The sequence below is a fragment of the Streptomyces sp. NPDC046977 genome (assembly GCF_040644455.1).
Taxonomy (GTDB): Bacteria; Actinomycetota; Actinomycetes; order Streptomycetales; family Streptomycetaceae; genus Actinacidiphila.
This window is the reverse complement of record NZ_JBEYWO010000022.1, coordinates 136,436-158,677: the sequence shown is the minus strand read 5'-3', so window position 1 is coordinate 158,677 and position 22,242 is coordinate 136,436. Positions and strand designations below refer to the sequence as shown.

Genomic DNA, 22,242 nt, shown 5'->3' with positions numbered 1-22,242 from the left:
CGGTACGCGTGTGCGTGGCGGTCAGCTGACGGAGACGGAGGGCTCGCCGGAGGCGATGCCGTCGGCCTCCATCTGCTCGGCGAGCTTCATGGCCTCCTCGATGAGGGTCTCCACGATCTTCGACTCCGGCACGGTCTTGATGACCTCGCCCTTCACGAAGATCTGCCCCTTGCCGTTGCCCGAGGCCACCCCCAGGTCCGCCTCGCGCGCCTCACCCGGACCGTTGACGACACAGCCCATCACCGCGACCCGCAGCGGGACCTCCATGCCCTCCAGACCCGCCGTCACCTGGTCGGCCAGCTTGTACACATCCACCTGCGCCCGACCGCACGACGGGCACGAGACGATCTCCAGCCGCCGCTGCCGCAGGTTCAGCGACTCCAGGATCTGGATGCCGACCTTGACCTCCTCCGCCGGAGGAGCCGACAACGACACCCGGATCGTGTCCCCGATCCCCTCGCTCAGCAGCGCACCGAACGCCACCGCCGACTTGATCGTGCCCTGGAACGCCGGACCCGCCTCCGTCACACCCAGGTGCAGCGGATAGTCGCACTGCGCCGCCAGCAGACGGTACGCGTTGACCATCACCACCGGGTCGTTGTGCTTCACCGAGATCTTGATGTCCCGGAACCCGTGCTCCTCGAACAGCGAGCACTCCCACAACGCCGACTCCACCAGCGCCTCGGGCGTCGCCTTCCCGTACTTCTCCAGCAGACGCCGGTCCAAAGACCCGGCGTTCACCCCGATCCGGATCGGCGTACCGGCGTCGGAGGCCGCCTTCGCGATCTCCTTCACCTTGTCGTCGAACTGCCGGATGTTGCCCGGGTTCACCCGCACCGCCGCGCAGCCCGCGTCGATCGCCGCGAACACGTACTTCGGCTGGAAGTGGATGTCGGCGATCACCGGGATCTGCGACTTCCTGGCGATGGTGGCGAGGGCGTCCGCGTCGTCCTGCGAGGGGCAGGCGACCCGCACGATCTGGCAGCCGGAGGCGGTGAGCTCGGCGATCTGCTGCAGCGTCGCGCCGATGTCCGCGGTGACGGTGGTGGTCATGGACTGGACGGAGACCGGTGCGTCGCCGCCGACGGCCACGGATCCGACCTGGATCTGGCGGCTCTTGCGGCGGTCGGCGAGCTTGATCGGAACGGACGGCATCCCGAGCGAAATCGCGGTCATGTGCGTGGCATCCCCAAAGTACGCGGATCGAGGTCCCGGCGGCATGGGCGGGCTCCGTTGAACGAGACTACGTCACCCCACCCAGGCCGAGGACATCGCGCTAGGTCAAACGCACCGGATTGATGAGATCCGCGGCCATGACCAGGGCCGTGAAGCAGATGAAGACGCCCGCGATCACATAGGCGACCGGCATCAGCTTCGCCACGTCGAACGGGCCCGGGTCGGGGCGCCGGAAGACACGGGCGAGGTTGCGCCGCAGGGACTCCCACAGGGCGCCCGCGATGTGGCCGCCGTCCAGCGGGAGCAGCGGCAGCATGTTGAACAGGAACAGGGCCAGGTTGACCCCGGCGAGCAGGTTCACCATCAGGGCGATCTTCTGCGTGGCCGGCAGGGGCAGGGAGAAGACGTCACCGCCCAGACGTGCCGCGCCGATCATGCCGACCGGGGAGTCGGGCTGGCGTTCGGCGCCGGCGAAGACCGAGTTCCACAGGGCGGGGATCTTGCCGGGGAGCGCACCGAGCGACCGGACACCCTCCTCCGCCGTGGTGGCCATGTGGTCGACCGACTGGCCGAAGCCCAGCCGCACGACGCCGGTGGCGGGCGTGAAGCCGAGGAAACCGGCCTGGACGTACTGGCCCTTGACGACGAGGCCGTCGCTGTCGGTCTTGACCACCTTGTTGGCGATCAGGTTCGCGTGCAGGTCGACGGTCTTCCCGTCGCGCAGCACGGTGATGGTGGCGGGGCCGATGGTCTTGCGGATCTGCTGCTGCAGCAGCGACCACTGGGTGTCGTCGACCTTGACGCCGTTGAGCGCCACGATCCGGTCGCGCTTCTGCAGTCCGGCCGCCTTGGCGGGCGCCGCCGGGTACGAGCCCTGGGCGCAGGGGTCCTTGGAGTCCAGGGCCTTGGTGTCGGAGGCGGGGATGACGCAGTCGGAGACCGAGCCGACCGTCGTGGTCTGGGTCTGGAAACCGAAGACCATGAAGAGCATCAGGAAGAGCCCGAACGCCAGGACCAGGTTCATGAAGGGCCCGGCGAACATCACGATCACGCGCTTCCACGGCTTGCGCGTGTAGAACATCCGGGTCTCGTCGCCGGGCTGCAGTTCCTCGTAGGCCGCCGAGCGCGCGTCCTCGATCATGCCCCGGAACGGCGAGGTGGAGCGGGCGGTGACCCGGCCGTCGTCGCCGGGCGGGAACATGCCGATCATGCGGATGTATCCGCCGAGCGGGATGGCCTTGACGCCGTACTCGGTCTCGCCCTTGTGCCGGGACCAGATGGTCGGCCCGAAGCCGACCATGTACTGGGGCACGCGGATCTTGAAGAGCTTGGCGGTGGAGAGGTGGCCGAGTTCGTGCCAGGCGATGGAGAACAGCAGGCCCACGAAAAACACCGCGAGCCCCAGGACCCACATGAGTGCCGTCATACGCGTGCCGCCTCCGTAGTCGCCTGCTCCGCTTGTTCCGCTGCCAGTTCCCGGGCACGGGACCGTGCCCAGCTCTCCGCCTCGAGGACGTCCTCGACGGTGAGAGAAGTTCCCGCCGTGGGGGTGCCGTGCTCCTCCACCACCCGCGCGACAGTGTCCACGATGCCGGTGAAGGGCAGCGAACCCGCGAGGAACGCGGCCACGCACTCCTCGTTGGCCGCGTTGAACACCGCGGGCGCGGTACCGCCGAGGGTACCGACGTGCCGCGCGAGCGCCACCGCCGGGAACGCCTCGTCGTCGAGCGGGAAGAAGGTCCAGGTGGCCGCCTTCGTCCAGTCGCACCCCGGCGCGGCGTCGGGCACCCGCTCGGGCCAGCCCAGCCCCAGCGAGATCGGCATCCGCATGTCCGGCGGGCTGGCCTGGGCCAGGGTCGAACCGTCCGTGAACTCCACCATCGAGTGGACATACGACTGCGGGTGGACAACGACCTCAATGCGGTCGAAGGGAATGTCGAAGAGCAGGTGGGCCTCGATGACCTCCAGGCCCTTGTTGACCAGGGTGGCGGAGTTGATGGTCACCACCGGTCCCATGTCCCACGTGGGGTGGGCCAGCGCCTGCCGCGGGGTGACCCCGGCCAGTTCCTCCCTCGTCCGCCCGCGGAAGGGGCCGCCGGAGGCGGTGACGACGAGCTTGCGGACCTCGGAGCGGGCGCCGCCCATGAGGGCCTGGAAGAGCGCGGAGTGCTCGGAGTCCACGGGCACGATCTGGCCGGGCGCGGCCACGGCCTTCACCAGGGGGCCGCCGACGATCAGCGACTCCTTGTTGGCGAGGATCAGGATCCGGCCCGCCTCCAGGGCGGCGAGTGTCGGGCGCAGCCCGATCGAGCCGGTGATGCCGTTCAGCACCGAGTGGCAGGGCCGGCCGGCCAGCTCGGTCGCCGCGTCGGGGCCGACGAGCACCTCGGGCAGCGGCTCGCTCCCGTACCGCTCGGCCAGGGCCTCGCGGAGCGGGCCCTCGGCCTTCTCGTCGGCGACGGCGACGGCCTCGACGCCCAGCTGCAGTGCCTGGTCGGCGAGCAGCCCGACCCGGCCGCCGGCGGCGGACAGGGCCACCACCCGGAAGCGGTCGGGGTTGCGCAGGACGACGTCGATGGCCTGGGTGCCGATCGAGCCGGTCGAGCCGAGGATCACGATGTCGCGCGGGCCGTCGTGGGCGGCGGTGGCCGTGTCCGGTCCGGTCGGCCGCAGGTGCGGGTCGGCGAGAGAGTCGGTCATCCCCCCATTGTGTCCGGTCGGCGGCAGGCCGAGGGCACCGCCTCCGGGAAGCGGTGCCCTCGGCCGCGGCCTGCCGTTCAGCGGATCGGCCGGTGGACGTTCTCCTTGCCGGAGGGTCCGGGGTCGGTGGCGGCGATCCACGGTCCGTCGCCCGAGGGGTCGACGATGCCGGACTCGAGCCAGGTGTAGGCGCCGCCGAGGACACCGTGGACCACCTTGCGGTCGATGGTGTCGGTGTTGGCCCACAGGCGGCCGAACAGCTCCTCCACCCGCAGCCGCGACTGGCGGCAGAAGGCGTCGGCGAGCTGGTAGGCCTCGCGTCCGTTCTCGCCGCGGGTGCGCAGCATCTCGGCGCGGACGCAGGCGGCGCTCATCGCGAACAGTTCGGCGCCGATGTCGACCACACGGCCGAGGAAGCCCTGCTTGGTCTCCATACGGCCCTGCCAGCGGGACATCGCGTAGAAGGTCGAGCGGGCGAGCTTGCGCGCGCTGCGCTCCACGTAGCGCAGGTGCGCGGCGAGGTCCGGATGGCCCGAGGGGTGGAAGCTGCCGTAGGCGGAAGGCAGTTGGCCGGGTCCGGCGACCAGCTTCGGCAGCCAGCGGGCGTAGAAGCCGCCGGCCTTCATGCCGGCCCTGGCCTTGTCGCCGAGGGCCTTGTCGGGGTCGATGAGGTCGCCGGCCACCGACAGGTGGGCGTCGACGGCCTCGCGGGCGATCAGCAGGTGCATGATCTCCGTCGAACCCTCGAAGATCCGGTTGATGCGCAGGTCGCGCAGCAACTGCTCGGCGGGCACGGCGCGTTCGCCGCGCGCCGCGAGCGACTCGGCGGTCTCGAAGCCGCGGCCGCCGCGGATCTGGACGAGTTCGTCGGCCATCACCCAGCCCATCTCGGACGCGAAGAGCTTGGCGAGCGCGCCCTCGATACGGATGTCGTTGCGGTTCTCGTCGGCCATCTGGCTCGACAGCTCCATGACGGCCTCGAGGGCGAACGTCGTCGCCGCGATGAAGGCGATCTTCGATCCGACGGCCTCGTGCTCGGCGATCGGCTTGCCCCACTGCTCGCGGGCCACCGACCACTCGCGGGCGACCTTCAGGCACCACTTGCCGGCCGCGACGCAGGACGCGGGCAGCGACAGGCGGCCGGTGTTGAGGGTGGTCAGGGCGATCTTCAGACCCGAGCCCTCGGGGCCGATGCGGTTCTCGGCGGGGACCCGCACCCGGTGGAAGCGGGTGACACCGTTCTCGATGCCGCGCAGCCCCATGAAGGAGTTGCGGTTCTCGACGGTGATGCCCTCCGAGCCCGCCTCGACCACAAAGGCGGTGATGCCGCCCTTGTGGCCCTCGCTCCTCGGCACCCGGGCCATGACGACCAGCAGATCGGCCACGACACCGTTGGTCGTCCACAGCTTGACGCCGTCGAGGATGTAGGAGTCCCCGTCCGGGACGGCCGTGGTGGCCAGGCGCGCCGGGTCGGAGCCCACGTCGGGCTCGGTGAGCAGGAAGGCGGAGATGTCGGTGCGGGCGCAGCGCGGCAGGAACCGCTCCTTCTGCTCCGGGGTGCCGAACATCTTCAGCGGCTGCGGCACGCCGATCGACTGGTGCGCGGAGAGCAGCACGCCGACGGCGGGGCTGGCGGAGCCGACCAGGGCCAGCGCCTTGTTGTAGTAGACCTGTGTGAGACCGAGACCGCCGTACTTGGGGTCGATCTTCATGCCGAGGGCGCCGAGCTCCTTGAGCCCGTCGATGACCTCGTCGGGGATGCGCGCCTCGCGTTCGATCAGCGCGCCGTCCACCTTCGTCTCGACGAAGTCGCGGAGCTTGGCCAGGAACTCCTCGCCACGCTGGACCTGTTCGGTCGACGGGGTGGGGTGGGGGTGGATCAGGTCGAGCCGGAAGCGTCCCAGGAACAGTTCCTTGGCGAAGCTGGGCTTGCGCCATTCCTGCTCGCGGGCTGCCTCGGCGACCTGGCGTGCTTCGCGTTCCGAGACGGTGGGGCGGGCTGAACTTGCGGACATGGGGGCATCACCTCGTGTCGTTACCGACCGGTGCTACGTGTTCGTTAGTACCCCGGTTCCGGCATGGTCACCAGCCCTCGCGCGCCGCCGGGCGGGTCCGCGGTGCCCGGTGGCCCCGTTCGGCGACGCGGGGAGCGGGGCGGGCGCGGGTGTCCGGGCGGCCCGCCGGGGGCGCCGTGACGGGCCGGTCCGGCGGCGCGCCGGCCGCGGGTGATGCGACGTCAGGAGGGTTTCCGCGGTGTGTTCTTCGCGTCCCGGGCCGGCGGCGCGGGCCCGGCCGGGAGCCCGTACGGGAGGCCGCGGGACGGGCTCACGCGCGGCGGACGGCCGGGAGGACACGGGGCACCAGAAGCGACTCCGGGGGATTCGCCGCGGTGTCCGGCTCCACCCGGGTGAACGCCCGGGCCGCCGCGCCGGCCGGATGCCAGGGGCCAGCGCTTCACGGAGCGTCGGGCGGAACCCGGCGGGACAACCGGGACAACACGGCCGGGGCGCACCGCACATGCGCCCCGGCCGTGGAAGGGGTTGGTCTACAGCGCGAGGCCGGTCAGCACGAGGACGCGCTCGTAGGTGTAGTCCTCCATCGCGTACTTGACGCCCTCGCGGCCGACGCCGGAGTCCTTGACCCCGCCGTAGGGCATCTGGTCGGCGCGGTAGGAGGGCGCGTCGCCGATGACGACCCCGCCGACCTCCAGCTCCCGGTGGGCGCGGAACGCCGTCTGCAGGTCGTGCGTGAAGACACCGCTCTGCAGGCCGAACTTGGAGTCGTTGACGACGGCGAACGCCTCGTCGGTGCCGTCGACCCTGTGCAGCGACAGCACCGGGCCGAAGACCTCCTCGGTGGCGATGATCGCGTCGGCCGGCAGGTCGGCCAGCACGGTCGGCTCGTACGCGGCGCCGTCGCGCACTCCGCCGGTCAGCAGCTTCGCGCCCTTGGCCACGGCGTCCTCGACCCAGGACTCGACACGCCGCGCGGCGTTCTCGTCGACCAGCGGGCCGACATCGGTCGCCTCGTCCGACGGGTCACCGGTGACCTGCGCCCGGACCTTGGCCACGACCTTCTCCGCCAGCCGGTCGTAGACCGCCGTGTCCGCGACGACCCGCTGCACGGAGATGCAGGACTGGCCGCCCTGGTAGTTGGCGAAGGTGGCGATGCGGTTCGCGGCCCACTCCAGGTCCTCCTCGGAGGACCAGTCCGCGAGGACGACGGCGGCGGCGTTGCCGCCCAGCTCCAAGGTGGTGTGCTTGCGCGGCACCGAGTCCATGATCTGGTAACCGACCCGGTCCGAGCCGGTGAAGGAGACGACGGGCAGGCGCGTGTCCTGCACCAGCGCGGGCATCCGGTCGTTGGGGACCGTCAGCACGCTCCAGGAACCGGCCGGCAGGCCGGTCTCGGCCAGGATCTCGCCCAGGACGAGGGCCGAGAGCGGGGTCGACGGGGCCGGCTTGAGAATGATCGGGGTGCCGACGGCGATCGCCGGGGCCACCTTGTGCGCCACCAGGTTCAGCGGGAAGTTGAAGGGCGCTATGCCGAGCACACTGCCGCGCGGGAAGCGGCGGGTCAGCGCGAGACGGCCCACGCCGCCCGCGTCGGTGTCCAGGCGCTGCGCCTCACCGCTGTTGAAGCGGCGCGCCTCCTCCGCCGCCCAGCGGAACACCGAGACGGCACGGCCGACCTCGCCGCGCGCCCACTTGACCGGCTTGCCGTTCTCGGCGGTGATCAGGCGCGCGATCTCCTCGGTGCGCTCGGCCAGCCGCTTGGACACATGGTCCAGGGCGGCGGCGCGCACATGCGCGGGGGTGGCGGCGAACTCGGCCTCGACGGCCTTGGCGGCCGCGACCGCCTCCTCGACCTGCTCCTCGGTCGGCACGGCGACCGAGGCCACGACGCTGCCGTCGTACGGGTTCACGACATCGAAGCTGTCCTCGCCGGTGACCGGGCGGCCGGCGAGCCAGAAGGCGGTGGAGGTGCTCATGCGGACACCGTAGGACGGGCGGCACCCGGACGGGCTTGTCCACAACGGAGCACGACCCCGGGGCGATGTGCCGTTTCGGCAGATGCCGTCAGCGGCCGGCCGCCTTCAGGGCGAGCCACAGCTCCATCCGCACGTCCGGGTCGTCCAGCGAGCGGCCCAGGATCTCCTCCACCCGCCGCATGCGGTAGCGCAGCGTGTGGCGGTGCACCCCGAGATCGGCCGCGGCCGCGTCCCACTGGCCGTGCCGCGACAGCCACGCCTGGAGGGAGGCGACGAGATCGCCGCGGGCGGTGGCGTCGTGCTCCCGCAGCGGGCGCAGCAGCCCGTCGGAGAACGCCCGCACGGCGTCCTCGCTCAGCAGCGGCAGCACCGAGCCGGAACCGACCTCGTCGTGCTCGACCAGGCCGGCGCCGCGGCGCCGCGCGACGGCCAGCGCGCGTTCCGCCTGCTCGTGGGCGGCCGGGACGGCGGCGGAGCCGACCGCGGCGGACAGCCCCGCCACCAGGTCGTCGTCGCTGTCGAGCGCCGCCAGGCACGCGGCGAGCACCGTGCCGCCCGCCGAGGCCAGCACCGTCAGCCGGTTGCCCTCGCGCACCGCGAGCACCGGCTCCGCCGCGCGCAGCGCCGCCGCCTCCACCCGTTCGGCCAGCAGGCCCACCGCCTCGCCCGCGGACTCCGCGGGCTCGGCCACCAGCACCCGCACGGGCGCCTCCAGCAGCCCGCCGTACAGCCGCCCCGCCACCGTGCGGGCGTGCTCGGCCTCCCCCACGAGCAGCATCCGCAGCAGCGCGCCACCGAGCCGCTGCTCGGTGTCCTGCAACGTGCGGGACTGCTCCAGCGAGAGGGTCAGCAGGGCCACCGCCGCGTGCACGATCCAGCGGGCGGAGGTGTCCAGGCGCTCCTCCGTCCCCACGGCGAGGAAGCCGCGCGGGCGGCGGCCCGTGCCCAGCGACTGCAACTGCACCCGGTCCTCCGTGCCCGCCGGGCCCGCCACGGCCGCGCTCGCCGGCGCCGGCTTGCCCCGCAGCCGGTCCACCTCCCCGGCCAGCCGTGCAGCACGCCGTCCCGCCCAGTCCGGGGCCGCGGCCACCACCGCGCCGGACGCGTCGTACAGCGCCGCCCAGCCGTCCAGATGCGCCGCCAGCCGGGCCAGCAGCGCGCTCGTCCCGTCCGGTGCCAGCGCCGCCCGGGTCAGCTCCCGCTGCGCCTCGAAGCCGGCCGTCACCGCCTTGTACTGGTCGGCGGCTATCGCCGCCGACACGGCCTTGCTGATCGCGATGAACGGCGTCTTGCGCGGCACCTCCAGCAGCGGCAGCCCGTGCGCCTGCGCCGCCTCCACGAGGGCCTCCGGCACGGTGTCGTGACTCAGCCCCACGCCGAAGCCCAGCCCCACGACGCCGGCCCGCGCCAGGCGCCCCACGTACGCCGCGAGGGCGTCGGGCGACCCCATGTCCAGCTTCAGGCCCGTCGTCAGCAGGAGTTCCCCGCCCTCCAGGTACGGCGCGGGGTCGTCCAGCTCGCTGGTGTGCACCCAGCGGACCGTTGCCTCGTCCACGTGCTCGCCTGCGGCGAGGACGGTCAGCCTCAGGGTGGGGTTCCGGAGGAGGGAGGTGAGGGTGGGGGGCACGGGCTTTTTCTCCATCGTGGAGTACGGTCTCTTCCGATTCTGCCTCACCGTATACCTGCGGCGCCGCCAGGGTTTTTCCCCCGCCCTCCCACCCTCCCCCAACCTTCGGCCGGGGGTGCCCCCAGCCCGGCGCGGTAAGTGCGGGCCCCGCTCCGTTTGCCGTGGGGTCGGTGCCGCGCCGGGGTACGTCCTCAGCGCTCGCGGGTCGGCCCCACATTGTTCGGCATCGACCACGCGGTCGCCGCTCGTCGCTTCCGGGCGCACCCCGCCACACCCCCTCCCGGGCCGGTTGGGGCGACTTACGGCCGGTGGGGGTTCGGAGAGCACTTGCGGCAACCCCGGACCGCCCCTTCACCCACCCACCGGGGATCAGGCGCATGACGAAACGGAGGGGGCGGGGTCGTAGGGGTGGCGTTCTGGACTGTGGAGCATATTTGGGTGCACAACCCGGAGCGATCAATCCGAGTACCTGAGGCACCTAAATGTGCTGTCCAGAATGGCAGCCCCGGAGGCCCCGAACCCGGCCCCCCAACAACGCGCGTCGGGGCGCCCAGACCTTGCCGGGCACACGGGCGGGAGGGTGGGGAAAAGGCGAAGCCTAAGAGCGGAGGTCGACGAGGACCGGGGGGGCGTGCTCACCGTTGACGGCAGTCAACGACAGCACCGCATGCCCCGCAGGCACCACATGCGCCAGGTCCGACGCGGACCACCGCTCCCGCTCGACCTTCCGCACCGTCACGGACTCCGCCGTGACCGCCTTCCCCGTGACGAGCCGCCGCACGGTGTGCAGCACACGCGTGAGCGGCTCGTCCGCGATGATCTGGCGGTTCGTGACGTCCTGGACGTCCACCCATTCCTTGCCCCAGACCTCCGCGAAGCGGGCCCCGTCCCAGGCAGTGACGCCGGAGAGCGCGGCCCGGCAGCCCACCGCGCCGAGGAGGGCGGCACGCAGGGGCTCGGGGACGTCGTCGAGGGTGCGGAGGGTGAGGACGGCCCCGGCGTTCGCGGAGCGCATCCGCTGGAGGCCGCGCACCGATTCCGCGGTGACCGTGTGGGACGCGTCGTCGAGGACGAGGCAGGCGAAGAGGGAACGGTCCTGCCGGGCGACGGCGCACTCCGCGAACTGGGCGAGGACGAGCCGCGCGAGGATGCGGGAGACCTCGGCGTGGCCGCGTTCGGGGAGGTCGATGCGGACCCGGAGGGGGTGCTCGAGGCCGCGCAGGGAGAAGGGGTGGCTGCCGCCGGTGGTGTCGAAGAAGCCGGCGAACGCGGGGCGGTCGAGGAGTGCGATGCGGTCGGCGAGCAGGGGCCCCGCGTCGCCGGGGCGGGCGGACTGGCGCTCGCGGGCGTCGAGTTCGCGCAGCTGGGCCTGGGCGGCGGGGCCGCGCTCCTGGAGGGCGGCGCGGAGCGCGGCCAGGGCCGCGGGCGTGCCGTCGAGGAGTTCGCGCAGTTCGGGGACGGAGGGGAAGCGGCCGTGGGCGGCGTGGAAGGGCCCGAGCAGTTGGGCCAGGGCCGTGGCGGCGCGCCGGCTGTCGCCGCCGGGGAGGGCGGCGGCGAGGTCGCCGACGAGGGCTTCGGCGAGGAAGCCGGCGGCCTCGTCGGGGTCGGCGGCGCCGCCGTACAGGTCGAGGTCGTACGCGGAGTCGGGGCGGCCGATCTTGACGACGACGTCGAAGGACTCGTCCGGGGCGAGCCGCGCCCCGTCGGTGCCGACGGCGACGACCGCCGCCCGCCCGGCGAGGGCCTGGAGGCACAGGAACTCCAGGACGGGCCGCACGAGGCGGACGGTCTTGCCCGAGCCGGGCGGACCGACGGCGAGCAGGGAGGTGCCGAGGACGGAGGTGTCGAGGGCGAATCCGGCGCCGCGGTGGCTGCGGGGATTGCGTTCGTCCTCGGAGGCGGTGCCGATGCGGACCTGTCCGGCGAACAGGTCGTGCGCGGCGGCGCGCACCGGCAGGTCGCGGGCGCCGCTGGGGTGGGCGCAGGCGGCGGCGCCGTAGCGGAGCACCGTGTCGGTGAAGGCGGGGAGCCGGCCGGGCTCGGAGCGGACCGACTGCCAGGCGCGGGTCAGCCGCGCGAAGTCGACGTCGTTCATGCGCCCGGCGCGTGCGTCCCCGGCGAGCCGGTCCGCGGCGTCGGCAGCGCCGTTGTCGCGCAGGGCGGGGAATTCCGCCGGGTCCTGCCGCGGGTCGGCGGGCGGGCGGGCGGAGGCGGCCGGATCCTCCTCGCGGCCCCGCCGGAGCGGGGCGGAGATGTAGCGGCGCCACATCTCGGGCCAGCGGCCGAGCCGGGCGAAGAATACGAGGATTCCCAAGGCGACAATGCTGATGTACGCCAACCACGCCACCATAAAGGCAGGTTTGTTAGTTCCGTCCCCTCCCACCCATGACTGGGGCGTCAATGCGTAAAGGGGCCAGAGCCAGTAGCTGCCGAGGTAGCCGTTCCACAGCAGCGACCACAGCAGCCAGCCGCCGAGGAAGGCGATGACGGCGCCACTGATCAGCTGGCGGCCCGGCACGGCCTCGGGGTCGTCCGCGGGTCGGGCGCGGTGGCCGTGGCGCCACACGCCGGGCTCGGTGGCGGGGCGCGGGGCGCGCAGCCAGGCGATGAAGCCGGCGCCGTCGGGGCCGGCGGGCGGGGTGCCCTCCGGGGGCGCGGGCCAGGTGCCGGGGGCCGGGCGGGCGCCGGGGGCGGTGGTGGGCGGCGGGGGCGTGCCGGTGCGGCCCTTGTCGGTGGCCGGACTGCGGCCGCCGGGGTCGCCGGGTCCGGGCCGTGCGCCGGGGACCGGGGGCGGTCCCGAGGGCACGGGTGGGACGCCCGGCACCGGCCGGGCGCCCGGAACGGGCGGTGTGCCCGGGCCCGTACCGCCGGGCGGAGGCGCCGCAGGCCTCCCGTGCGTACCGTCGATGTCCATCGCGTGTGCCACCCCTCGCAGGTCCGCACTCAATGTAGTCGAGCGGCCACCCGGGTCCGAAGGATCTTGGCACGCTCATGTCCGTCACGTCGAAGAGAGTTCGTAGAGTGCGCCCCCGCGGCGTGTGCGGGGTACCGCCGTACGGGCTTAGCCTGCGGGAAAGGACACCGGTTCGAAGGAGTACGCCCGCCATGACCGATCTGGCCCAGGAGCGCCGCCTCGTCACCCCGATCCCCGGCCCCAAGTCGCAGGAGCTGCTGGCGCGCAAGGCTGCTGCGGTCGCGAACGGCGTCGGTGTGACCCTGCCCGTCTTCGTCACCCGGGCCGGCGGCGCCGTGCTGGAGGACGTGGACGGCAACTCGCTGATCGACTTCGGTTCCGGTATCGCCGTGACCTCGGTCGGCAACAGCGCGGAGGCGGTCGTCCGCCGTGCCTCGGCGCAGCTCGCCGACTTCACGCACACCTGCTTCATGGTGACGCCGTACGAGGGCTACGTGGAGGTCGCCGAGGCCCTCAACGAGCTGACGCCGGGCGACCACGAGAAGCGCACGGCGCTGTTCAACTCCGGTGCCGAGGCGGTCGAGAACGCGGTGAAGATCGCCCGCGCGTACACCAGGCGCCAGGCCGTCGTGGTCTTCGACCACGGCTACCACGGCCGCACCAACCTGACGATGGCGCTGACGGCGAAGAACATGCCGTACAAGCACTCGTTCGGCCCCTTCGCGCCCGAGGTCTACCGGGTGCCGCTGGCCTACCCCTACCGCTGGCTGACCGGCGCGGAGAACTGCGCGGACGAGGCGGCCGCCCAGGTGATCGACATGATCACCAAGCAGGTCGGCCCGGAGAACGTGGCCGCGATCGTGATCGAGCCGATCCAGGGCGAGGGCGGCTTCATCGAGCCGGCCAAGGGCTTCCTGCCGAAGATCGTGGAGTTCGCGCGCGAGAACGGCATCGTCTTCGTCGCGGACGAGATCCAGACCGGTTTCTGCCGCACCGGCCAGTGGTTCGCGTGCGAGGACGAGGGCATCGTCCCGGACCTGATCACCACGGCCAAGGGCATCGCCGGCGGTCTGCCGCTGGCCGCCGTGACGGGCCGCGCGGAGATCATGGACGCCGCGCACTCGGGCGGTCTCGGCGGCACCTACGGCGGCAACCCGGTGGCCTGCGCGGCCGCGCTGGGGGCCATCGAGACGATGCGGGAGCTGGACCTCAACGCGAAGGCCCGCCGTATCGGCGAGGTCATGCTGGGCCGGCTGCGCGGGATGCAGGAGAAGTTCGACGTCATCGGCGAGGTCCGCGGCCGCGGCGCCATGATCGCGGTGGAGCTGGTGGAGCCCGGGACCAAGAACCCGAACGCGGCCGCCACGGCCGCCCTGGCGAAGGCCTGCCACGCGGAGGGCCTGGTGGTCCTGACCTGTGGCACCTACGGCAACGTGCTGCGCTTCCTGCCGCCGCTGGTGATCGGCGAGGACCTGCTGAATGAGGGTCTGGACATCATCGAGAGCGCGTTCACCCGCCTGTGACCAGGTATTTCCCTGGTGCCGGGGAACTCCCGGCACCCACAGTGAAGAAGGTGTGCGGGCCTGATGGCGGGAGGGTGCAACCCCTGTCCGGCCCTCCGCCCGTGACGTACGGTTTCCGCAGATGGAAGAAACACCCCGTCTGCGGAAGTCCGCGGGCGACACTTTGCCGGTGACTCCCCATCACCGGTGCAGCTGTGCCCTCGCGCACACCGCCGAAGCCGCAGGCTCCGGCAATCCTCGCCGATCGGTCGGCCGCTTGTCCCAAACCCCCCGGGACGGGCGGCACGGCGATCGTTCTGGCCGCCCCGGAACTCTCCCCCCTGTTCCGGGGCGGCCAACTTCTCTGCTGATCGTCGTGTGCACGGCGCTCTTCGGACTGCTGACCTGGCAGGAAGCGGTTCGCGGGCGCCTGCTGGCGTGGGACGGTCCCCTTCGCGGCGCGCTCGCGGGTCCTGCCGCGCACCCGGCCGGGGCCGGTTCGCCCGTCGCGCAGTTCTTCGCCGACCTGGGCAACGCGCAGATCGCCGTGCCGGTACTCATAGCGGCAATGGTCTGGACCACGTGGTGTCTGCGGCGGGCGGGACGGCCCCGCTGGTGGCTGCCGGCGCTCGCGTACGCCGCGGCGATGGCCGCGGTCCCCCTGCTGGTGAGCCTGCTCAAGCCACTGATCGGCCGGGCGGGTCCGGGTTCGCTGACGCTCTCCCCCGGCTACCCGGGGCTCTACCCCTCCGGCCATGCCGCCACCGCCGCCGTCGCGTACGGGGGCGCGGCGCTGCTGCTGGCGCACCTCCTGCTACGCACGGCGGCACGGCGGCTGCTGGGCGCGGCCGCCGTGCTGCTGAACATCGCGGTGGGGGTCTTCCTCGTCCGGTGCGGCTACCACTGGCCGCTCGACGTCGTGGGGAGCTGGCTGCTGTGCGGCGCCCTGCTGGCGGGCGCCGCCCTCGCGGTCAGTTGTTGGTCGGGAAACCGAGGTTGATGCCGCCGTGGCTCGGGTCGAGCCACCGCTGCGTGACGGCCTTGCCGCGGGTGAAGAAGTGGACGCCGTCGGGGCCGTAGGCGTGGGTGTCGCCGAAGAGCGAGGCCTTCCAGCCGCCGAAGGAGTAGTAGGCCACCGGCACCGGGATCGGCACGTTGATGCCGACCATGCCGACCTCGACCTCGTGCTGGAAGCGGCGTGCGGCGCCGCCGTCGTTGGTGAAGATGGCCGTGCCGTTGCCGTACGGGTTGGAGTTGATCAGCTCCAGGCCCTCGTCGTAGGAGCCCACCCGGACCACGGACAGGACCGGGCCGAAGATCTCGTCGTTGTAGACCGACATGCCGGGCTTGACGTCGTCGAAGAGGGTCGGGCCGAGCCAGAAACCGCCCTCGGTGGCGTCGCCGGTGACGGCGTGCTCGCGGCCGTCGACGGCGAGGGTCGCGCCGTCGGCGAGGCCCGCGTCGAGGTAGGACGTCACCTTGTCGCGGTGCGCGCCGGTGACCAGGGGCCCCATCTCGGACGTGGCGCTGCAGCCGGGGCCGACCGTCAGACCGGCCATCCGCTCCTTGATCTTCCCGACCAGTTCGTCGCCGACGGGGTCGACCGCGACCAGGACGGAGACGGCCATGCAGCGCTCGCCGGCCGCGCCGAAGCCGGCGTTGACGGCGGCGTCGGCGGCCAGGTCCAGGTCGGCGTCGGGCAGCACCAGCATGTGGTTCTTGGCGCCGCCGAGTGCCTGGACCCGCTTGCCGTAGCGGGTGCCGGTCTCGTAGACGTAGCGGGCGATCGGGGTGGATCCGACGAAGGAGACGGACTTGATGTCCGGGTGCTCCAGGAGGCGGTCGACGGCGACCTTGTCGCCGTGCACGACGTTGAAGACACCGTCGGGCAGCCCGGCCCGCTTCCACAGCTCCGCGAGGAAGTTGGCGGCGGAGGGGTCCTTCTCGGAGGGCTTGACGACGACCGTGTTGCCCGCGGCGATGGCGATCGGGAAGAACCACATCGGCACCATGGCCGGGAAGTTGAACGGCGAGATGATCGCGACCGGGCCGAGCGGCTGGCGGATGGAGTAGACGTCGATGCCGGTCGAGGCCTGCTCGGTGAAGCCGCCCTTGATCAACTGCGGGATGCCGCAGGCGTACTCGACGACCTCGATGCCGCGGGCGATCTCGCCCAGGGCGTCGGAGTGCACCTTGCCGTGCTCGGAGACGATGATCGCGGCGAGCTCGTCGCGCTGGGCGTTCAGCAGCTCCCGGAAGGCGAAGAGCACCGCGGTGCGCTTGGCGACGGAGGCGTTGCGCCACTCCTTGAACGCGGCGGCGGCCGCGCCGACGGCCTGGTCGACCTCCGCGATCGCCGCGAAGTCCACCCGCCCGGTGACGGCGCCGGTCGCCGGGTCGTACACGTCGCCGTGGCGCTCCGCGGTACCGGCCCACGCCTGCCCGGCGATCCAGTGCGTGATGTGCTTGTCGGTCACGGCTGTTCTCCCTGTCGTCCCGCACGTCCTTCGCTGCCAGTCTCACCAGGCGGGAGGCAGGCCTCAAGCACCAAGGTGTCGGCGACCGGGGCGTTCGCTTTACATGTCGTACAGATCGTCGGGGCGCTCCATGCCCTCCATGAGGTCGAGCCGGATGTCCTGGGCCCACGCGAAGGCCCAGCGCTTGAGGTCGGCGACCTCTGCGGCCTCCAGGCCGCGGGCGGCGTAGGCGCGGTCGTCGGCCCCGACCAGTTTGTCCAGGCGGTCGGCGAGCGCGCCGGGCTCGAAGTCCTCGTCGCGGCGCACCGCCATCGACAGCAGCTCCCCGGGGGCGAACCACGCGGCCATGGCCCGGACGTCGACGAGGTCGCCGGGCAGGGCCCGGTCGACGAGCGCGGCCACCTTCAGCGCGGCGCAGTCCTCCAGCGCGACGACCGGCACCGGCCGGGACAGGCCCAGGCCGATCGGGACCGGCGGGTGCGACAGCGGCTCCTTGGCGATGTGCACGGTGTACGCGAGCGATCCGGGCAGCGCCGCGGTGAACTGCGCGGACAGCGGGGTGCGGGGCAGGTCGGCGACCTCGTACCCGGCGGCGGTGCACGCGGCCTCCAGCGCCGCGGCGATCCGCCCGACCGAGGTGGAGCTGAACATCACCAGGTCCAGGTGGCGGGAGGGGGCGCCGCGCAGCCCGTGGGCGTGGACCGCGTGACCGCCGGCGAGCGCCAGGCCGTGCTGCTCGCAGACGGGCAGCACGGTCTCCAGGAACGCGGCGTGGCCCGGCGCGAGTGCCACGTCAGGCCGCCGCCGTCGGGTGTGCGGAACGGATCATGGAACCAGTGTCGCGCACCGGGGCCCGTGGCCCCCGCGTCACTCTTCCGTGTCGCGGGGCCGGTGCACCGCGAGGTGGGCGGCGGCCTCGTGCATGGCGAGTTCGAGGACGCCGGGGTCGGTGAGGTGGCCGGTGCCGTCCGGCGGGACGAGCCAGCGCACGCCGCCGGTCGCCCGGCCCGGGTACGGCACGACGATCCAGGTGCCGTTCCCCGCGGTGCGCACACCGGTGCCGATCCAGCGGGCGGCGGTGCCCGGCGGTACGAGGAATCCCATGCGGGAGTCGCCGAAGTCCGCCAGGACGGGGCCGGGCCGGTCGACGAGCCGGGTCAGCACGTCGAGTGTGGGGTAGCCGAGCTCGCCGGTGAGGATGAGGACGTCCCAGAGCCGCCCGGCGGGCAGGAGCGTCACCCCGAGGGGGTTGCGCTCCCATTCCCACCGGGTGGTCTCGGGGTCGGGTGCCACGGAAACCAGCCATTCGACCGCGCCGCGCGCGCCGGTGCCGACCATGCCGGTTCCTCCGTTCCGTGTGTGCGTGTCTGTCTGTCACACGGTGAGAGGGCCGCGGGGGCCGATCATTACGCGAGTTTTCGGATCTTTCGCCGGTGATTCCCGTCACACCCCGCCGGGAGGGGCCCCCGGGTGCTCCGGTCTCAGCTGTCGAAGCCGAGCCCGAGCCGGTCCATCGCTTTCAGCCACAGGTTGCGGCGGCCCGCGTTGCGGTCGGCGCGGCCCATCGACCACTTGGTCAGGCCGATCCCGGCCCAGGCCAGCGGCTCGGGCGGGAAGGGCATCGGCTTGCTGCGCACCATCTCCAGCGCGGTGCGCTCGGTGGTCTCCCCGGCCAGCAGGTCGAGCATGACGTCGGCGCCGAAGCGGGTCGCGCCGACGCCGAGGCCGGTGTAGCCGGCGGCGTAGGCCACCCGTCCGCCGTGGGCGGTGCCGAAGAAGGCGGAGAAGCGCGAGCAGGTGTCGATCGCGCCGCCCCAGGCGTGCGTGAAGCGGACGCCCTCCAGTTGGGGGAAGCAGCGGAAGAAGTGTCCGGCGAGCTTCAGGTAGGTCTCCGGGCGCTCGTCGCGCGCGGCGTCCAGGCGCCCGCCGTAGGGGTAGATGGCGTCGTAGCCGCCCCACAGGATGCGGTGGTCGGCGGTGAGCCGGAAGTAGTGGAACTGGTTGGCGCTGTCGCCGAGTCCCTGGCGCCGCTTCCAGCCGATCGCGCCGAGCTGGCCGGCGTTGAGCGGCTCGGTCATCAGGGCGTAGTCGTAGACCGGGACGACGTAGTGGCGCACCCGCTTGACCAGCGAGGGGAAGACGTTGGTGCCGAGCGCGACGTGCCGGGCGAAGATCCGTCCGTACGGGGTGCGGACGGCCATGCCGGAGCCGTTGCGGGCGAGCCCGGTGGCGCGGGTGTGCTCGTAGACCCGTACGCCCAGTTCCTCGCAGGCGCGTTTGAGGCCCCAGGCCAGTTTGGCCGGGTGGAGCATGGCGACGCCGGTGCGGTCCCACAGGCCGCCGACGAAGGTGGGCGAGTCGACCTCGGCGCGCACCTGCTCGCGGTCGAGGACCTCCAGTTCGACGCCGTGCCGGGCCGCCTCCTCGGCGGCGGCGCGCAGGGCGTCGAACTGGTAGGGCTCGGTGGCCACGTCGATCTCGCCGGTGCGCTCGAAGTCGCAGTCGATGGAGTAGCGGGCGACCGCCTCCTCGATGCCGTCGAGGTTGCGGTTGCCGAGCTCGTGCAGTGCGGCGAACTCACCCGGCCAGCGGGCGAGTCCGTTGGCCAGGCCGTGGGTGAGGCTGGCGGCGCAGAAGCCGCCGTTGCGGCCGGACGCCGCCCAGCCTGCCTCCTTGCCCTCGACGAGGACGACATCGCGCCGCGGGTCGCGCTCCTTGGCCAGCAGCGCGGTCCACAGCCCGGTGTAGCCGCCGCCGACCACCAGCAGGTCGCAGTGCTCGTCGCCGACGAGCGCGGATCCCGCCCGCGGCCTGCCGGGGTCCTCCAGCCAGTACGGTGTCGGCTGCGCGTCGGCGAGCGAACGGGCTGGATCCATGGGTTCTCACACCTTTGGGGATGCGGGGGGTCGGGGCCGACACATGTCGTGACCGGCCTACGTATGGGCCTTCCTGCGGCGTCCCAGCAGCTGTCCGGCGACCACGCAGAGCACGGCCACCGCGAACATCAGCGTGCCGATGACGTTGACCTGGACGGGCAGTCCCTTCTGGGCGGCGCCCCAGACGAACATCGGGAACGTCACCGTGGTGGGTCCCGCGTTGAACTGCGTGATGATGAAGTCGTCGATGGAGATGGCGAAGCTCAGCAGGGCGCCGGCCGCGATGCCGGGCGCGGCGATCGGGAAGGTGATCCGCCAGAACGTGGACCACGGTGTGGCGTACAGGTCCTGGGCGGCCTGCTCCAGCCGGGGGTCCATGCTCATCACGCGCGCCTTGACCGCCGTCACCACGAAGCTGAGGCAGAACATGATGTGCGCAATGAGGATGGTCCAGAAGCCGAACTGGATGCGCATGTTGAGGAACAGGGTGCCGAGCGAGGCACCCATGACGATCTCGGGCATCGCCATCGGCAGCCAGATCAGCCCGGTGACCGGCCCGCGGCCGCGGAAGCGGTGGCGGGCGAGCGCGAAGGCGACCATGGTGCCCAGCACGGTGGCGCCGATCGTGGCGAGGACGGCGATCTCCAGGGACAGCGACACCGAGTCGCACATGTCGCCGACGCCGCAGGGGTTCTGCCAGGCGTCGAGCGAGAAGTGGTTCCAGGAGTAGTTGAAGCGTCCCTTGGGCTGGTTGAAGGAGAAGATCAGGACGATGACGTTGGGGAGCGTCATGTACGCCAGTGCGGCGACCCCGGCGAAGACGACCAGGTGGCGGCGCACCCAGGTGAGAACGGGCATCAGACCAGCTCCTCCGTTCCCGCCTTGCGGATGTACACCGAGACGATCACCAGGATCACGGCCATGAGCATGAACGACAGCGCGGCGGCCGTCGGGTAGTCGAGCACCGTCAGGAACTTCGACTGGATGACGTTGCCGATCATCTGCTCGCTGGGGCTGCCGAGCAGTTCGGCGTTGATGTAGTCGCCCGAGGCCGGGATGAAGGTGAGCAGCGTGCCGGCCACGACGCCGGGCAGCGAGATCGGGAACGTCACCTTGCGGAAGGTGGTGAACGGCCGGGCGTACAGGTCGCCGGCCGCTTCGTGCAGCCGCGGGTCGATGCGTTCGAGCGAGGTGTACAGCGGAAGGATCATGAAGGGCAGGAAGTTGTAGGTCAGTCCGCACACCACCGCCAGCGGCGTGGCGAGCACGCGGTCGTCGGCGGTGAGGCCCAGCGCGGCGGTGGCGTTGAGTATGTGCAGCTTGTCCAGCACCGAGACCACGACGCCGTCGTCGGCCAGGATCGTCTTCCAGGCCAGGGTCCGGATCAGGAAGCTGGTGAAGAACGGCGCGATGACCATCACCAGCAGCACATTGCGCCAGCGGCCGGCCTTGAAGGCGATGGTGTACGCGAGCGGGTAGCCGACGGCCAGGCACAGCACGGTGGCGATGCCCGCGTAGACCAGCGACCGCAGGTAGAAGACGTCGTACTCCTGGAAGGCGTCCCAGTAGGTCGCGAAGTGCCAGGTGACGTGGTAGCCGGTCTCCAGTGAGCCGGTCTGCACGGAGGTCGAGGCCTGGTAGACCATCGGGGCCACGAAGAAGACCAGCAGCCACAGGATGCCGGGCAGCAGCAGCCAGTACGGGACGAGTCTGCGGCGTCTGGCGGCCGCGCCGGGGGGTGCCGGCGGGAGCTGCGCGGGCGCGCCCGCGGGTGCCGGGGAGAGGGCGGCCATTACGCGCTGACCTCCCCCGCCTCGATGTCCTGGGCGGCGTCGAGGCCGAAGGTGTGGGCCGGGCTCCAGTGCAGAACGACGTCGGCGCCGGGCACCAGGCGGCCGTCGCGCTCCACGTTCTGCGCGAAGACGGCGAGTTCGGGGCACCAGGGGCTGTTGACGACGTACTGCGTGGAGACGCCGGTGAAGCTCGCGTCCACGATGCGGCCGGTCATGGAGTTGCGTCCGGTGGGGATGTCGTCGGCGTCGTCGGCGTGCACGATGGTGATCTTCTCGGGGCGCACTCCGGCGAGGACCTTGTCGCCGGACTGCGCGCTCCTGGCGGCGCAGCGCGCGGCGGGCATGACCAGCCGCCGGTCGCCGACGCTGAGCAGCAGGTCGTCGCTGCTGGTGCCGGAGATCTGGGCCTCGATCAGATTGGACTGGCCGAGGAAGTTGGCGACGAAGGTGGTGCGCGGGTTCTCGTACAGGTCGGTGGGGGCGCCGAGTTGCTCGATGCGGCCGGCGTTCATCACCGCGATGGTGTCGGCCATGGTCATGGCCTCCTCCTGGTCGTGCGTCACGTGCACGAAGGTGATGCCGACATCGGTCTGGATGCGCTTGAGCTCCAGCTGCATCTGGCGCCGGAGTTTGAGGTCCAGGGCGCCGAGCGGCTCGTCGAGCAGCAGCACCTTGGGGTGGTTGATCAGGGCGCGGGCGACGGCGACGCGCTGCTGCTGGCCACCGGAGAGCTGGTGCGGCTTGCGGCGGGCGAGGTGGCCGAGCTCGACGAGGTCGAGCATGGACTCGACCTGGCTTTTCACGGACTTGATGCCGCGGCGGCGCAGACCGAAGGCGACGTTCTCGTGGATGTCCAGGTGCGGGAAGAGCGCGTAGTTCTGGAAGACGGTGTTGACCGGGCGCTTGTAGGGCGGCAGTGCGGTGACGTCCTGGTCCCCGATGCGGACGGTGCCGGAGGTCGGGTCCTCCAGTCCGGCGACCATCCGCAAGGTGGTGGTCTTGCCGCAGCCGGAGGCGCCCAGGAGGGCGAAGAAGGAGCCTTCGGGGATGGTCAGGTCGAGCGGGTGCACGGCGGTGAAGTCGCCGTAGGTCTTGCCGAGGCCGGTCAGTGTCACGGCGCCGCCGGCGGGGCCGCCGGGTCCGGCCGGCTTGTCGGTGGGCGAAGCGGTCTGCTGGGTCATGTCGT

16 protein-coding genes are annotated in these 22,242 nt (G+C 72.1%); 2 read left to right on the top strand and 14 right to left on the bottom strand.

Annotation, left to right across the window (positions count from 1 at the left end):
• Nucleotides 1-21: 21 nt before the first annotated feature.
• From ispG to ABZ883_RS29280, 7 genes are all read right to left on the bottom strand, one after another.
• Complete coding sequence (gene ispG, locus ABZ883_RS29310; RefSeq protein WP_360911293.1) at nucleotides 22-1,176, bottom strand: flavodoxin-dependent (E)-4-hydroxy-3-methylbut-2-enyl-diphosphate synthase; 1,155 nt, start codon at nucleotides 1,174-1,176, stop codon at nucleotides 22-24.
• A 100-nt stretch (nucleotides 1,177-1,276) separates the two neighbouring features.
• The gene (locus tag ABZ883_RS29305; protein ID WP_360911291.1) at nucleotides 1,277-2,602 is read right to left on the bottom strand and encodes a site-2 protease family protein; all 1,326 of its coding nucleotides are present in this window, start codon (nucleotides 2,600-2,602) and stop codon (nucleotides 1,277-1,279) included.
• Nucleotides 2,599-3,876 carry a 1-deoxy-D-xylulose-5-phosphate reductoisomerase gene (gene dxr, locus ABZ883_RS29300; protein WP_360911289.1) on the bottom strand — a complete coding sequence of 426 codons (1,278 nt, stop codon included), beginning with the start codon at nucleotides 3,874-3,876 and terminating at the stop codon, nucleotides 2,599-2,601. The genes ABZ883_RS29305 and dxr overlap by 4 nt, the downstream gene beginning before the upstream one ends.
• Before the next feature lie 77 nt (nucleotides 3,877-3,953).
• Complete coding sequence (locus ABZ883_RS29295) at nucleotides 3,954-5,891, bottom strand: acyl-CoA dehydrogenase family protein (RefSeq protein ID WP_360911287.1); 1,938 nt, start codon at nucleotides 5,889-5,891, stop codon at nucleotides 3,954-3,956.
• 530 nt (nucleotides 5,892-6,421) lie between these two features.
• Nucleotides 6,422-7,867 carry an aldehyde dehydrogenase family protein gene (locus tag ABZ883_RS29290; RefSeq protein ID WP_360911285.1) on the bottom strand — a complete coding sequence of 482 codons (1,446 nt, stop codon included), beginning with the start codon at nucleotides 7,865-7,867 and terminating at the stop codon, nucleotides 6,422-6,424.
• Nucleotides 7,868-7,955: 88 nt separating this feature from the next.
• On the bottom strand, nucleotides 7,956-9,494 hold the full coding sequence (locus ABZ883_RS29285) for a PucR family transcriptional regulator ligand-binding domain-containing protein (RefSeq protein WP_360911283.1): 1,539 nt from the start codon (nucleotides 9,492-9,494) through the stop codon (nucleotides 7,956-7,958).
• 598 nt (nucleotides 9,495-10,092) lie between these two features.
• Complete coding sequence (locus tag ABZ883_RS29280; RefSeq protein ID WP_360911281.1) at nucleotides 10,093-12,408, bottom strand: ATP-binding protein; 2,316 nt, start codon at nucleotides 12,406-12,408, stop codon at nucleotides 10,093-10,095.
• 191 nt (nucleotides 12,409-12,599) lie between these two features.
• Between ABZ883_RS29280 and gabT the strand changes: the two genes are divergently transcribed.
• Complete coding sequence (gabT, locus tag ABZ883_RS29275) at nucleotides 12,600-13,931, top strand: 4-aminobutyrate--2-oxoglutarate transaminase (RefSeq protein WP_360911279.1); 1,332 nt, start codon at nucleotides 12,600-12,602, stop codon at nucleotides 13,929-13,931.
• A gap of 355 nt (nucleotides 13,932-14,286) precedes the next feature.
• A complete protein-coding gene (locus ABZ883_RS29270; protein ID WP_360911277.1) occupies nucleotides 14,287-14,910 on the top strand; it encodes a phosphatase PAP2 family protein in 624 nt (207 codons plus the stop codon).
• Here the strand turns inward: ABZ883_RS29270 and ABZ883_RS29265 are convergent.
• From ABZ883_RS29265 to ABZ883_RS29235, 7 genes are all read right to left on the bottom strand, one after another.
• Entirely contained in the window at nucleotides 14,882-16,387 is a 1,506-nt protein-coding gene (locus ABZ883_RS29265; RefSeq protein WP_360911275.1) for a CoA-acylating methylmalonate-semialdehyde dehydrogenase, read from the bottom strand. The genes ABZ883_RS29270 and ABZ883_RS29265 overlap by 29 nt on opposite strands.
• A 99-nt stretch (nucleotides 16,388-16,486) precedes the next feature.
• Complete coding sequence (locus tag ABZ883_RS29260) at nucleotides 16,487-17,179, bottom strand: nucleotidyl transferase AbiEii/AbiGii toxin family protein (RefSeq protein WP_360911273.1); 693 nt, start codon at nucleotides 17,177-17,179, stop codon at nucleotides 16,487-16,489.
• A 75-nt stretch (nucleotides 17,180-17,254) separates the two neighbouring features.
• The gene (locus ABZ883_RS29255; protein ID WP_360911271.1) at nucleotides 17,255-17,725 is read right to left on the bottom strand and encodes a hypothetical protein; all 471 of its coding nucleotides are present in this window, start codon (nucleotides 17,723-17,725) and stop codon (nucleotides 17,255-17,257) included.
• Nucleotides 17,726-17,868: 143 nt separating this feature from the next.
• Complete coding sequence (locus ABZ883_RS29250) at nucleotides 17,869-19,263, bottom strand: FAD-binding oxidoreductase (RefSeq protein WP_360911269.1); 1,395 nt, start codon at nucleotides 19,261-19,263, stop codon at nucleotides 17,869-17,871.
• 57 nt (nucleotides 19,264-19,320) lie between these two features.
• Entirely contained in the window at nucleotides 19,321-20,121 is an 801-nt protein-coding gene (locus ABZ883_RS29245; protein WP_360911267.1) for an ABC transporter permease, read from the bottom strand.
• Nucleotides 20,121-21,056 carry an ABC transporter permease gene (locus tag ABZ883_RS29240; protein WP_360911265.1) on the bottom strand — a complete coding sequence of 312 codons (936 nt, stop codon included), beginning with the start codon at nucleotides 21,054-21,056 and terminating at the stop codon, nucleotides 20,121-20,123. Before ABZ883_RS29240 ends, ABZ883_RS29245 begins: the two co-directional genes overlap by 1 nt.
• Nucleotides 21,056-22,237, bottom strand: a complete 1,182-nt coding sequence (locus ABZ883_RS29235) for an ABC transporter ATP-binding protein (protein ID WP_360911263.1) — start codon at nucleotides 22,235-22,237, stop codon at nucleotides 21,056-21,058. The genes ABZ883_RS29240 and ABZ883_RS29235 overlap by 1 nt, the downstream gene beginning before the upstream one ends.
• Between the last annotated feature and the right edge of the window lie 5 nt (nucleotides 22,238-22,242).

Coding starts and splice junctions, on each gene's coding strand:
- ispG (WP_360911293.1), bottom strand. CDS start 1,176: ATGACCGCGATTTCGCTCGGGATGCCGTCCGTTCCGATCAAGCTCGCC.
- ABZ883_RS29250 (WP_360911269.1), bottom strand. CDS start 19,263: ATGGATCCAGCCCGTTCGCTCGCCGACGCGCAGCCGACACCGTACTGG.
- ABZ883_RS29235 (WP_360911263.1), bottom strand. CDS start 22,237: ATGACCCAGCAGACCGCTTCGCCCACCGACAAGCCGGCCGGACCCGGC.
- ABZ883_RS29280 (WP_360911281.1), bottom strand. CDS start 12,408: ATGGACATCGACGGTACGCACGGGAGGCCTGCGGCGCCTCCGCCCGGC.
- dxr (WP_360911289.1), bottom strand. CDS start 3,876: ATGACCGACTCTCTCGCCGACCCGCACCTGCGGCCGACCGGACCGGAC.
- gabT (WP_360911279.1), top strand. CDS start 12,600: ATGACCGATCTGGCCCAGGAGCGCCGCCTCGTCACCCCGATCCCCGGC.
- ABZ883_RS29295 (WP_360911287.1), bottom strand. CDS start 5,891: ATGTCCGCAAGTTCAGCCCGCCCCACCGTCTCGGAACGCGAAGCACGC.
- ABZ883_RS29305 (WP_360911291.1), bottom strand. CDS start 2,602: ATGACGGCACTCATGTGGGTCCTGGGGCTCGCGGTGTTTTTCGTGGGC.
- ABZ883_RS29290 (WP_360911285.1), bottom strand. CDS start 7,867: ATGAGCACCTCCACCGCCTTCTGGCTCGCCGGCCGCCCGGTCACCGGC.
- ABZ883_RS29245 (WP_360911267.1), bottom strand. CDS start 20,121: ATGCCCGTTCTCACCTGGGTGCGCCGCCACCTGGTCGTCTTCGCCGGG.
- ABZ883_RS29255 (WP_360911271.1), bottom strand. CDS start 17,725: ATGGTCGGCACCGGCGCGCGCGGCGCGGTCGAATGGCTGGTTTCCGTG.
- ABZ883_RS29240 (WP_360911265.1), bottom strand. CDS start 21,056: ATGGCCGCCCTCTCCCCGGCACCCGCGGGCGCGCCCGCGCAGCTCCCG.